The 12,322-nt window shown below is 61.3% G+C and carries 11 protein-coding genes; 2 read left to right on the top strand and 9 right to left on the bottom strand.

Going from position 1 to position 12,322, the window contains the following annotated elements:
* Positions 1-115: 115 nt before the first annotated feature.
* A complete protein-coding gene (locus CAF53_RS24660; RefSeq protein WP_100239918.1) occupies positions 116-325 on the top strand; it encodes an RES family NAD+ phosphorylase in 210 nt (69 codons plus the stop codon).
* A gap of 23 nt (positions 326-348) precedes the next feature.
* On the opposite strand, the gene CAF53_RS24655 is transcribed toward CAF53_RS24660, so the two are convergent.
* The 7 genes from CAF53_RS24655 to CAF53_RS24625 form a co-directional block, all read right to left on the bottom strand.
* A complete protein-coding gene (locus CAF53_RS24655; protein ID WP_237364580.1) occupies positions 349-1,032 on the bottom strand; it encodes a Fic family protein in 684 nt (227 codons plus the stop codon).
* On the bottom strand, positions 1,029-2,030 hold the full coding sequence (locus CAF53_RS24650; RefSeq protein ID WP_100239917.1) for a site-specific integrase: 1,002 nt from the start codon (positions 2,028-2,030) through the stop codon (positions 1,029-1,031). The genes CAF53_RS24655 and CAF53_RS24650 overlap by 4 nt, the downstream gene beginning before the upstream one ends.
* 121 nt (positions 2,031-2,151) lie before the next feature.
* Positions 2,152-5,241, bottom strand: coding sequence for a TrlF family AAA-like ATPase (locus tag CAF53_RS24645; protein WP_242443640.1), 3,090 nt, complete (start codon positions 5,239-5,241; stop codon positions 2,152-2,154).
* A gap of 95 nt (positions 5,242-5,336) precedes the next feature.
* Positions 5,337-7,964 carry an AAA family ATPase gene (locus tag CAF53_RS24640; RefSeq protein WP_100239915.1) on the bottom strand — a complete coding sequence of 876 codons (2,628 nt, stop codon included), beginning with the start codon at positions 7,962-7,964 and terminating at the stop codon, positions 5,337-5,339.
* Positions 7,961-9,070 (bottom strand): metallophosphoesterase, encoded by a 1,110-nt coding sequence (locus CAF53_RS24635; RefSeq protein ID WP_100239914.1) that lies wholly within the window; start codon positions 9,068-9,070, stop codon positions 7,961-7,963. The genes CAF53_RS24640 and CAF53_RS24635 overlap by 4 nt, the downstream gene beginning before the upstream one ends.
* Before the next feature lie 22 nt (positions 9,071-9,092).
* Positions 9,093-9,950 (bottom strand): nucleotidyl transferase AbiEii/AbiGii toxin family protein, encoded by an 858-nt coding sequence (locus tag CAF53_RS24630; RefSeq protein ID WP_010124793.1) that lies wholly within the window; start codon positions 9,948-9,950, stop codon positions 9,093-9,095.
* Complete coding sequence (locus CAF53_RS24625) at positions 9,947-10,741, bottom strand: type IV toxin-antitoxin system AbiEi family antitoxin (protein WP_237364578.1); 795 nt, start codon at positions 10,739-10,741, stop codon at positions 9,947-9,949. The genes CAF53_RS24630 and CAF53_RS24625 overlap by 4 nt, the downstream gene beginning before the upstream one ends.
* Before the next feature lie 12 nt (positions 10,742-10,753).
* Here CAF53_RS24625 and CAF53_RS28480 point away from each other — a divergent pair, with 12 nt between their 5' ends.
* The gene (locus CAF53_RS28480; RefSeq protein WP_010124797.1) at positions 10,754-10,954 is read left to right on the top strand and encodes a hypothetical protein; all 201 of its coding nucleotides are present in this window, start codon (positions 10,754-10,756) and stop codon (positions 10,952-10,954) included.
* A 174-nt stretch (positions 10,955-11,128) separates the two neighbouring features.
* Here CAF53_RS28480 and CAF53_RS24620 read toward each other — a convergent pair whose 3' ends face one another.
* Together CAF53_RS24620 and CAF53_RS24615 are read right to left on the bottom strand one after the other, a co-directional pair.
* On the bottom strand, positions 11,129-11,686 hold the full coding sequence (locus CAF53_RS24620) for a hypothetical protein (protein ID WP_010124799.1): 558 nt from the start codon (positions 11,684-11,686) through the stop codon (positions 11,129-11,131).
* Between the two features lie 134 nt (positions 11,687-11,820).
* Positions 11,821-12,303, bottom strand: coding sequence for a hypothetical protein (locus CAF53_RS24615; protein ID WP_010124801.1), 483 nt, complete (start codon positions 12,301-12,303; stop codon positions 11,821-11,823).
* Positions 12,304-12,322: the final 19 nt, after the last annotated feature.

Below are 12,322 nucleotides of genomic sequence, written 5' to 3'. Positions count from 1 at the left end.
CTTACCGATGAGCCCGGTGGCCACCGAGATCGAAATCGCATGGGGTGGGGCATGCCCCACCCCATGCGATCATCTCAATCTACACCAGAAATTACACCACGAGCGCGGACGCTAACTGCCGCAGCGGATCTCAGCGGAAATCTACAGCACCACCAGCCTCGATGGTATCCAGTACCGATCGCGGTTCGACAACGATGAGCTTTGCATCGCGCTGTTCGATCGGGCCGACGCGGCAATCTCCTTGGACACGGAGGGTGTCGCCATCGCCAAGGACTGGACCCGGACTGTGCTCGGCGATCGCGGCTATACGCTGATCGAACTCTAAAACTTCGAAGCTGCCCGGGCCGCTTACGGCGCGATGCCGCTCGCAGGCCGGTCAAATGGTCCGGCCAACCAAGAGCTCAGATATTCGGCGACCATCGCGAGAAAATGCTCGCGCTGATCAGGCTTGGCGATCGTGAACCTCTCCAGCGGCCAAGCCAGAAGCCGGTCGAACGGGCGCGGATGGATAGCGAATCGCGAGGCGAGCGGAACTTCCAGCTCGGCCGCCGCCGCGGCGAACAGGGCCCGCTGGACGTGGCCATTGCCGTCGAGAAAGGGGTGGATCTTCCCAAACCAGCAGAAGAGGTGGGTCAAGGTCAGGAGCTGAACATAAGGCGTGGCAGCTCGTGCCGGGACCAGTTCGCGCCGAACCTCGGAAAGCATGAAATCGAGCGCGGCAGTGACCTTCTGAGGTTCCTCGAATGCGAAGCTCTTCTTGAGATCGAAAATTTGCGGGGCGCCCATGCGCCGTCCCTCGAGCGAGGTGCCGACCGTGCCCCGATAGGTGCCAGCATATTCGGTGTAACCGGACGGCGTGAACTCGGCAAACAAGGCTCGATGCAGGTCACGCGGGTCGGTCAGAATGGACATCCGATAGGTGGGGTCGGCGAGGATACGCTGCTGAAGCTCGGCGCATGCCCGCGTCATTGCCGCATCATAGTCCGGCATGGCGTAGGCCTGCCATTCTGGCGCCACGCCGCTCGGCGTCATAAGAACTCCTCGCCGGCATGATCGTCGAAGATCGCCGCATCGCGGACATAGCCCGCGACTGTGTCGAGCGACTTGTGCCGCGAATGGTCCTTCATCTTGAACAGGTTCGCACGCTTGGCGGCCGCCTCGGTCAGGAACCCCGCGCGCAGCGAATGTCCGGAGAAAAGGGTCGGATCTAGCCCGGCCGTCGACGCGCAGACTTTGACAAGACGGGCCACGGTCTTGTCAGTGATCGGGTCCACTGTGAGCGCGTCACCCCGTGTCAGCCGACGGAACACGGGGCCAGTCCGCGGCTTGCCGGTCGAGGGATCTAGACCCTGCAGATCGGCAGCCTGAAGCCAGTCGGTGAGAAGAGCCACGGGCCGGATGCGGCGGCCCTCGGGGATCGCGATCTCCTGGCCTTCAGCCTCCTGATCGCCTTTCGAGCGGGGGATGGTGATCCGCACGCCGGACGTCTCGAAGGCGAGATCGGGGAGTTGCATCGCCGCGATCTCGGAGCGGCGGAACGCGCCTGCCATGCCGACCGCGAGAATCGCCCGGTCGCGCCTTGCCCGCAGGCCTGTGCCCTGGATCGTCGCGAGCATGGCGGTGAGCACGTCCGCCGCCGCCGGCGTCTTCTGGTCCTTCTTCCGGGAATATTTGCGGCGCACGCCTGCCATCATCTGGGCGATGACGCCGGCGGCGTCCCGCGCGCTGGGCGACGCGAGACCTGCCTCCTTGTGATGATGGTTGATCGCTGCGATCCGTCGGCCGATCGTGACCGGAGCAATGCCGGCGTCGGCCTCGACATGCGCGAACAGGGCAACGATGTCGGGGTGCGCGGGCAGCGCTTCGACATTGCGCGCGTCGCAGAAGTCGCAGAACCGCTCCCAATCCGAGGCATAGGCTTTCTGGGTCGAACCGGCCTTGGCCGTGGCAAGCGTATCGCGCGCGCCTTCGATCTCGGCGAGCAGGTCGGCCGGCAGGTTGGTCGAGATCGGAAGCAGGTCGCGGGCCATCACGTGAAGCCTAGCGGCGCCCTCTCCCGAAGCCAATTCCTATGTCCGAGAATCGCGTTTATCGGACATAGCGCTTCTTGCGATGGCCATGACTGAGCGGTGCGCCGATCACTTCTGGCCGCTATTGGTACTTATTCCCTCGATTATCGAATGCGGGCTTCGTGCCCTCGAGAACATTGACGACAGCTTGGTTAAGCGCGGGGTCTTCGATCGAGCCCGCGAGATATGTGATGCTGCACATAGCTTTCCGGTCGAACTCCGCGAAGATTATCTGTTCCGCATCGCACACGACGGCCAAGTTTGGGTTGTGCGTCACCATGATGATCTGCCTGTTTTCTTTTGCCGCGTTGAGGACTGGCACGAGCAGACTAACGATCGTTTCATTGTCGAGATTTTCCTCGGGCTGGTCGAGGATGATGGGATTTCGCTTCTTGTCGACCAAAAGGTAGAAGATCAGAAGCAGTGCCCCGCGCTGCCCCGGCGAGAGTTGTTCGATTGGCGTGTCCTGGAACAATAGAGTGTATTTGGGCTCAAGATACTCAAAGCTGTATATCAAATCATACACTTCCGTCGGCGCCCTGTCCTTCCGCATTAGCCCGTTGAGGTCGGCTTGGTCTGACGCCCGCTGACGTGCCGCATCATGCAGCAGTTTATGAAGATCGTCGGCGAGCGCCAAAGCGCCTGCCTCGGTATCAAGATCCTGCGCTTCAACACGCGCCCTTATGGCGGCCCGGCTTTCATCTTCGCCGCGCAGCTCTCCAATACTCTGCTTAACAAGGGAAAACAGCCGTTCTGAAACCAGATCGTGATAAGCCGCGAGATGGGATCGAAACTGGAGGCGATATTCGTCCCGTATCAGGCTGTTCTCTGAAATGACTTTCTGAAGAGGCTCAAAAAGTTTCTGGCGTTGATCTCGTTGTAGCGCCAGAATATGGAAAATCTGGGCTGCAAGCACAGTGCGTTGCGCGCGTCGCTCATCTAGTATGCGTGGAAGCTGGTCCAGTTGGGACAGTCGTGCTTCCAGCCCCAGCTTGCTGTCCGGCACATCAGGCGCGCCTTCGATTTCGCCTACGGACATCTGCCACGTCTTCATGGCGTTAAGATGGTCTTGGTAAGCTCGCTGTGGTCCGTTGAGCGCTTCGGTGGCTTGTTCGGCGCGGCCGGAATAGTCCGCTCTTTCTTTTTTGATCGCCTCAATCCGGGCGGCTAGGGCCCCCATTTCTCGCTCCGCGCCGGAATCTACCTCGCGCACCTTTCCTTCGTTAATCTCAAAAGTCAGGATATCGGGCAGCCGCAACCCAAGCAGTTCCAACTGCCCGGCGATTTCGGTACCCGCCGCCGCGATCTGCTCCCGAATGAGCGCGAACCGCTCGAGAACATCGCGCGCCGCTTTCCGCTGCGCGGAGAGTCTCGTCAACGCTTCGCCAATAGCCTTTTCTTCGTCGGCCAACGCAGCGATCGCCGTGGAAATCTCTGCCAGCGTAGCGGCGGCGGTTTCCTGATCAGGCGTAAGAGTCTCTGCAGGAGCGGCGATCGCAGGTGGTTTGCTTAGCTCCAGCTCCGCCAGTTGAACGGATTTCAAATGGATTTGTTCTTCGATATTCTTTCTAATCGAAGGATGGAGTTGGTCCTCTGTTCCGGCGATGAGACGGTTCAGGGTAACCAGATTCTTTCTGGCTTCATCTAGCCGCGCGCGAAGGGTGCTCTCCTGCGCCTCGATGAGCTGGTCGAAGTCAAGTGCGCCCAGACGGTCTTCAGCTGGTATGTGAGAGAAGATAACGGACCGAAGCTCACGTTCGAAGTTCTCTGATTTGCCGGTCACATGCTCGTTGCACAGAGCCTCGAAACGCCCCTGCGGCACATAACGGACCATCTCCACTCGATCAGGGGCCGGGTTGGCAGCTAGATTCGCTTGGCTCGGCTCTCCGGCCAGCCAATCTAACTTGCCATAAAATTGCCGCGCCGGCTCGCCGGCTTTGCCTCGAAATCGATCCGCTTTTAAAAACGAAAAATGAGCATGTTCTTGCGAGTTTCCAACGAGTGCCAGCACATCCGCTAGGGCACTCTTTCCGCTGCCTTTGTTACCGATGATCGCCACGAGATCCGCGTTGAAGGGAATTGCGCAACCGTCGAACCAGGTCTCTGCCAACGAACTGCCATCGACCTTCGAGAGGGACACAGTGTCGATGTAAAAGGTCTTGTTCGCAGAGATCCGCTGCAACTTGGGTGGCGTAAGGCCTATGTGGCATCGCTTGAACGGCTCTTTGATGGCTTGCTGCAGGCCCCGCCACGTGGGGTCGGCCTTGATCCATGTGATCCGCTGAGAGGGGAAGTCGCCATATCCGCGCGCATTGTTGTCACCAGCGGTCCCACGTAATTGGTGCGCATCGCTGCCTGAAACTGGCAGCCGAGGGATTCCTCCGATCGATTCCTGGAAGGCATCGAAAAAACTCTCGTTCTCTGGGCACTTGCGACCGACGAAGGCATTCCAGAGGCCTTCCTTTCTGGTCTCGAAGATTGGCGAGCTGTCAAATAGGCCGATTGCGTAAGCGTAATGTTCCTGATGCTTGACGGATGCGAGCCCATCGTTCGTTTCGAACGGCATGAAACCTAGAGCCATGCCGTCTGGGACCGCCCGAACCGCAGCTTTGTAGCTGTCGACATTGAGCTCCGCTATCACGTAGCCAGCGCGGAGCGCCGTCTCGTCGCTCGCCATGACCTCGGCTTTTTCAAAGCTGTGGGTCTTCAATTTGTCTGCGTTGGCCGCCCGGGCGTAGGCGATGAGAGCGTGAGGAGAGAGCGGCTGGCCGGTGATCTCGAGCTTCAGGGCCGAAAGGAAGTCTTTGAGATGCTGATCGGGAATTTCATCCGAAAATAGAACGTGCGCGTTCAAGCGCCCTTGGATCGGCGCAGCAAGCCGTAGCTCGATGCCGGGGAAAACGGTCTTTTCTAGTCCGGGACCCGTCCCTTCGCTTAGCCGCCGTTTCAGCGCGAACCACCCATCGAAACCCCAATAATCCTGGATGGCGTAGACCGCCGGAGCGGTATCATTGATCGCCGTTATCATCTCGTCGATCAACTCGTTGTCCCGGCTTGTGCATCCACTCGCTGAGAAGCGCTCTCCCTTCCAATGAAAAGAAGCAGGAGTGTGGATATGCAGATCCCACTGCCGCCACTCGGATCCGCGAGGAAAATGCTTTTTCACGCCCATTTTCTAATCCCCCCAACATCTCGTCTTTATAGCGCCTGCCCGAACTGTTGCTGTCACGCGCCATCCCCGGCAGTGCGCAGGCTTCAGCCAGCACGTCATCGGTCTATAGACACACGGTTCGCGGCGACGTGCCTGAAAGCCCTGTCCCGACAAGTCAGCAGGATAACCTGCATCCGCTCTGCCGCCTCGCTCAAGATCTCGACCATAAGGTCGAGCCGCGCGTCATCGGCATAGACAAGCGGGTCATCCAAGATCAGTGACACCGGACGGCCCTGCTCCAGGAGCATGTCGGCAAAGGCGATCCGTGTCAGGACCGCCAGCTGCTCCTGTGTGCCGCGGGAAAGATCGCCGCACCCTTCGCTGATACCGCCTCGCACAATCGCCTCCAGCGTGAGGTCCTCAGAAAAGCTCAGGTCGCAGCCGGGCAAGAGCCGCTCGATATGGCGTTTCGCGCGCTTGGCGACGGGCCCTACAAACTTTGCCGACGTCTCATCCCGCGCTTCATCGAGCGTATCGCGCAACAACTTCAGCGTGTCGGCTTCCTCGGTGATCCGCTGTAGTGCCGCACGTGCCGCCTCAGCCTCCTCGCGAGCCCCTGCCTCCCGATCGGCGAGCCCCTTCCCGCCCTCGCTCTCGACAGTCCCCTCCAGCCGCGCGACGTCCATCTCGAGTTTGGCACGAGCCTCCCCCGCCGCCTTTACCCGCGCATCGATTGTCTCGATCCTTCGCGTGATCGCCGCAGGATCGTGCGCAGTCGCGTCCCGGGTGGCCTCCTCAAGCTTCACGGCTGCTTCAGCCATCTGTTCGCGGGCCCGAACGACGTCTGCCGCCAGGGTTGGGAATTCCGGGCGGCCTTCGATCGTCTCGATCTGACTGTTAGCGTTGGCGAGCGTGCTGGCCGCGCCCGCTTCCGCGCTGGCCAGCGGCGCGTCCTCTTGTTCTGCTCGGCGGAGCGCCTCAACAGCGCTTTCCTGTGCACCTTCCGCCCTCGCGAGAGCGGTGTCGGCCGCTTCGAGCCGGGCAGTGAGGAGTGTGATATCGGGGATGTCGGCTTCGACGGTCTTACTCTCGTCGTTCATTTCAGCGATGAAGAGCTTGAGCGCATCGGGGCCGGCAGCGAGCCCGATAAGGGCATCGGCCGGCGTCACGGCGGAGATGCGCGCCGCGATCGTGCGCAACTCGCCTACTGCGTCTCGCGCGGTATCATTGCGAGCGCGCCCCTCCGCCAAGCTCGTGAGCCCGAACTCGCCCAATGCAGACTTTTGTCGCTCCAGCGCCGAGGAGAGCGCTCCCTCAGCGCTCGCCGCCCCGGCCGGCGGCGTGATAATCAGCTCGGCATTGCCGAACCGGAGACGGGTCTCACCCGACAGGGTTCGCTCGCCGAGCGCCATCGGTTCGCCATCGATCGATATGCCCTCAGCGTTCCCGACAAGGGCAATCCGCGTCGCACCTGCGGCGAGCGCCGCGCGCGCCTCAGCTACGAGTCGCTCGTTTGCCTCGATCGCATCCATCGCCTTGGCCGGTATCAGCGACGCGGTGAGGACTGTGGCCTCTTCCTGAAGCCGCTCGAGGTCGATCAGCTCGGCGTGACGCGCGCGTGCCGCGGACACCGCGCTGCGGCGCCGCGACGCGCGTAAAAGCTCCTCGCCCGTGCTGAGGGCACCTCGAGCTTCCTGGCGAGCGGTGCGCGCGGCTTCCAAGGCGCTGCGCGCTTCAACGAGCCGTTGCTGCGCTGTGGCCAAGCCTTCGCGGACTTCGGCGCGGCGTGAGCGCGCAACACCCAGCGCGAGTTCAGCGCTAGTGCGTTCGTCGGTCGCCTTGCGATGCCGATCGAGGAGATCTTCAAGGTTTCGCGTCTTCGCGCTGATGGCCTCATGCTCGGCCCGCCGGGTCGCGAGGATTTGCGCAGCTGCGCGCGCCGTCTCGAGAGAAGCAGTGAGATCCTTCCGCGTTTGCACGTCTGTGTCGTCCGCGATCTCGCGGTGAACGACCTTCAGTCTGAAGCGCGCATTTTCGAGTTCGGAGAACGTCCTCTCAAGTCCAGCCAGACGTTCGGCGGCGTCGCGGGCGGCCGCTTCAGCCTGGTCAACGCGCTCTCGTGCTTCGTTCTGCCGCCCGCGCTTCTGCCCGGTTGGGGACCAGTAGCGCCCATATTGCTCGTCGATCCGGGTTCGGACGCGCGTGTAGGCGGGGCCGCCCATGATCGAACCGACCTCGGCTTCAAGCGTCGAGCGGACCGTGTCACGCACTATCTGGCCTGGCCCGGTGACCGCGAGTGCCTCAGCTTGTGCAACCCAAAGAAGTCCAAGCGCGCCGTATGTGCCGGCGTCGCCCTTCTGACTGGTGTCGCGCACCGATCCCAGCAGCGCGTGTAGGCGGGCTTCCGCTTCCTCGCCCTGTGCTCTACCCTGTGGACCGGTGACCTCGATCGATGCGCCGCGCAGAAAGCGCTTGGTCACCGTCCATGGTGCGCCATCGGCATCGAACGAAACCTGAATTTCCGGACCGACGGCTTCCCCATAAGGCGCGAACGATTGGGCGAGCTGGTTCTTCGTACCGTGGCGAACGAAAAATGCCGCGCGAAGCGCCTCGAGCACTGTCGACTTGCCGGTCTCATTGGGTTCGATGACAACGTTGAGACCGTCGGTGAGCCCTTCAATCGCCATCGGCTCCCGAAACTTGCGGAAGCCGTCGATGGCGATACGGCGCAGGTACAGGCTCATGCCCTGTCCTCCCGGCTGTACTCGACGAAGAGACGCTCCAAGGCGCGCTTTGCAATCAACCCATCGGGGCCGCCTGTTTCAATTGCCGCAGAAAGTTTCGCCGCGGCGACGCCGAGCATGCCCTCAACCGAGAGGCTAGCAAGATCGTCTGCACTGGGGCGGCCGACAAGATCGACTGCGCGAACGTCGAGATAGCGGACACGGTGCCCGACATCGTTTTCGAGTCTGCCCAGCATCCCGACCCGGTCCGTAAGGCTCGTGATTCCGGCCAGCGATAGTTCAAGGAGCGTCGAAGGCGGATCGATCGATCCCAACAATTGGTCGCACTCGGCATCGAAGCCGGCCTGATCGTTCACTGTCCAGCTTCGCTTGATCCACTGGAAGCGCCCCGTGCGGATTGGCGTCACCACCGGATCGCGACCTTCGCCGATGTCGACCAATAGTATCTGACCAGGTTCATCGCGTTGGAAGCGATCGGTTTCGGGGGTGCCCGCATACCAGGTGCGCGCCTCGATATTGAGCGTCCCGTGCCAATCTCCAAGCGCGAGATAATCGAGCGTGGAGCGACGAGCCCGGTCGGGCGCGATCTGGTTCTTGGTCTCGCCCTGAGTGCCGAAGTCGTGGATCGATCCGTGCGCGAGGCCAATGCGGATGCGGCCTCCCGGTGTCGCCATGGTGTCGAAAAGCTCGGTGGGATCATCAAGGTTGTGGCGATGCGTCAGGGGCGCTGGAAGGAGCCAGATTCCGGGCTCGATTTCGTGGGCCTGCGCTTCCGATAAGACGGTGATACCGCCCCCCGCGCGATGGCGAACACGGTCCCAGAGACCGCCATTGCGGGCAAAGTCGTGATTGCCGGGGAGGAGCCACCACCGGCACGCATGGCGCTCCATGCGGGATATCGCTTGAACGATCGTGCGGTCTTCAGGTCCCTCGGTGTCGAAGACATCACCCGCGACCAGAACATGAGCCGCACCGTGACGAGCTGCTTCCCTCCCGATCGCATCGATGGCATCGAAGCGCGCCTCGGAAAGTGCGGCGCGCACTTCCGGCTCAAACCGCCCGTATGGTTTTCCGAGCTGCCAGTCGGCGGTGTGAATGAGCTTCATTGTGGCCCCGCGGATCCGTGTGTCATCTAAGTCCCATCGCGCGAGCCCAGGCGTCGACCTGACCAAAGGCGTCCTGCTGCCATTCGTCCGGCGTTCGGCCGTCCAGGATATCCGAGCCCTCTACGAAGTTGCGCACGCATGTAGGACCATAGCCGTCCGGATCGTCGAATTTCGCAACCACATGCGCGAAGCCATCCCGGCCACTTCGATGCTCCAACAGCGGGCGGCAATCGCCCGCGAGTGCTTCGATTCCTCCGGGATAATTCCGGATCGAATAATAGACGTCGTAGGCGTCTTTCTGCTTGTAGCGCCCATCGAGCGCGAAGCCCTTCATGGCGAGAAGCGCCGGAATCGAGGCGACGGCGATCATCACCTTGTTGGTCCCGCCCTTGGGCATATCGCCTTCGATCGCGACGAGCTCATGGAAATGAATGGCAAGCTCCGCGCCGGATGCACGCTGGGTTGCGAATTCAGTGGTGAGCGGCGGCCGGTTCTTCTCCAGGACGGCGTCATAGGGGCGCAGGAAATCAACGATCACATCGATCGGAGGTGCGTCATCCTTCGGCTGCACCGTCCGGACCATCTGGAAATATCTAAGCGTGTCGCGGGGGGCGTAACCCTGCCCGTGGAGGGCATCGACAAGAGCGACATATTCTTCGCCGGCGGCCAGAGCCTGTGCGTCGAGACTGAGGTCTATGTCGAGTGTGCCGACGTGGCGCATCTCGCTGTCCTCGAGCAGCAGCCAAGGCACGGCGCCGCCGATAACCGCGAACTTCCCGCGAAAGCTGCCCAGTGTCTGGCCAATCTCAACGAGCACCGACTTCACCGCGGCGCTGGTGCGATCGTCATAGTCTGTGGCCGATTGCGGTTCGTCGTTCATGAAGGCCACCGCAAAAGCTTGTCCTTCAGATGTTCTGCCCCTTCGACGCCGCGCTCGCCGCCCGCCATGAGATCGAGATAGGTCTGAACCGGGCTAGTCGCGATGATCCCCGGTGCGACGGCCCGCGCGTCGTCGAGCACGCCATCCTCATCGGGGACGCGCACGACAATGTTCGCACCCTTTGCGGGTGCAGTCAGATTTAGGATTGTTTGCAAGGCGCCAAGGCCCTTCTCGTCCGCGTAGAAATAGCTGGTGCTCTGGCGAACGAAGGGCGCGTACCAATCGGCCGCGCTGAACGAGGCCAGCGCCACCCTTCCCTGCTCGGTTGCTAGATCACGCAGCCGCTCCGCTAGGGCTTTGCCATGAAGGTGGGTATAGAGGCGGACCTCCTCCCCTCTGGGCTGCTCATAGTTGCGGGCCCATTCGTCCAGCAAACCGGAAGGATCGACGAGCCGCAGCCCCTGTTCGCTCTGGTCGGCCCATTCCCGTTCACGCAGGGCGGTGCCGATCGTGCTGACCAGCCCGAGGCTGACCTTGGCTTCTTCAGCAAGCTCGGTCACGCGCCAAGGCCGATGCGGCTCGTTCAGCAATACGCGCAGGATCCGGGTCGACTTTGGCTTGAATAGGGTGCGCAGAGAACGTCGTTCGGGATCGGGTTTCCCTTCAACCTTGCGCTCGATGAAGATGGTATCGACAACGAGGCGCGCGTTGCCCTGGAAATCAAGGTAGGCGATGTCTTCCTCGCGACATGCCGCCTGCGCCTGTTCGGATAAATAGGGCGCGATGAACATAGGCACGCCCTCTTGGCCAGTCTGATTCAGATAACGTTTGAGCTGGTAGGCTACTTGGTGCGCAATCCGGGGTTGCCCGTTGCTTTTGACCTCGACCACGAGTCTGAGTGGTCGGCCGGCGAATTCGGTTTCAGCGACGATGTCTACGCCTCGATCAGCCTCGCCTGGCTTGCCACTCAGCGTCATTGGGCCGACGGCGAATTGAGGGATTGAGCCTAGAAAGGCCTCAAGCGCTTCTGCCGCCCGTCGTTCGATGCCAATTGGGTCTTTCACCGAACCGCTGAAACCACGATTCGGCTGAAATAGCAAATAATTTCACTGAAACGCGCATTTCAACGAATCGTTGAAAACGGCAAATCTGTGAAACGAGCTTCATCGGATGGGGTATCAGGCCCTTTGCGACCAAAGGGCCCGCGCGGCTGCCTCAGTGATCGTGTACACCGCCTCACGTTGAGCGCCACGATTATGGTGGTCTACACGGTAGCCCTGATAGTGTCGCCGGACCAGACCGGCGCGGACGAGATCGGAGACGGCGCGACTGACATTGCACCGACCAGAGCGCCGGACCCGCTCACGAACCTCATTGTCGATCGCCTTTGCTGCCTCCCCTGGGTCCTCTGGCAAGGCGTCCTGCGCAGCGAGCGACGCTTTGACCTCTTCGACGATGATCAGGCGGCGCGCATCGCGCTTTGCCATCGGAACCAGTGAATCGCACAGCCAATCGCGGAGCGGCACGCGAACCTCGTCCTCGGTATCGACATATGGGCCCGCTGAACCGCTGTTTCCCCCGGCGGCTTTGGCAATGAGGTTGAGGACCATGAACGCGTAGCGCGGTCGCGGCGAGAAATCCGCGATCCGTTCGATCAGCGCCGGCAAATTCAGGCTCTTGGCAGGCGCTCCCTGGCCGACTTCAACGGCATCGAAAAGGTCGGCTTGGTGGAACATAAGATGAATCTTAGCATCGCTTGCGGCAATGTGAATCCCGTTCGTGCGTCTTTCGTCAGTTTTTTCTGCTGTAACACTTCTTGCCCGCTTGGCCGCTCGCGCGGCGGCCACCGCAGCTCAGCCGCACTTGGTATCTAGGCCTGCTCGACGGCCCGGAGGCGCTCGGTAACGTCGCTCACGCCTGGTGCATCCCACACATCATCACGAAGGTAGAATTTATGGCTCTTCGTATAATCGACGAAGCTTGTTCGCTCGAACACCACGCTTGCAGGGATCAGCGCCGCGCGAATGACGCAGAAGTCGTCGTTAAAGAGAACGCCGGCCAATATATCGAAACCGTCCGTCGACCGGATCGCCGACATCTGACGCGACTTGTTGCGCCTGTGCAGCCGGCGGCCCTTGATCTGATAGCGGACGCCGTCCGAGTCCGCCGCGTCGAAGCCCTTCTTCGAATTGGCCTCCTGCTCCCAACCGAAAGCTGTGCAAAAGAGATATTCGGCCAGGTCTCCCGTCGGATTGTTGGCAGACCGCAAGACATTGCGCGATCGTAGTTCCTCGTTGATTGCGGCATGGAGCGCGAGCATCTCCGCGATAGACTTGCCATTAAGATCGTTCATCAGAGCAATCTGCCGGATT

The sequence above is a fragment of the Sphingobium sp. LB126 genome, from assembly GCF_002795205.1.
Taxonomy (GTDB): Bacteria; Pseudomonadota; Alphaproteobacteria; order Sphingomonadales; family Sphingomonadaceae; genus Sphingobium; species Sphingobium chungbukense.
Note: the sequence above shows the minus strand (reverse complement) of the source record. Positions and strands in the feature narration are given on the sequence as shown.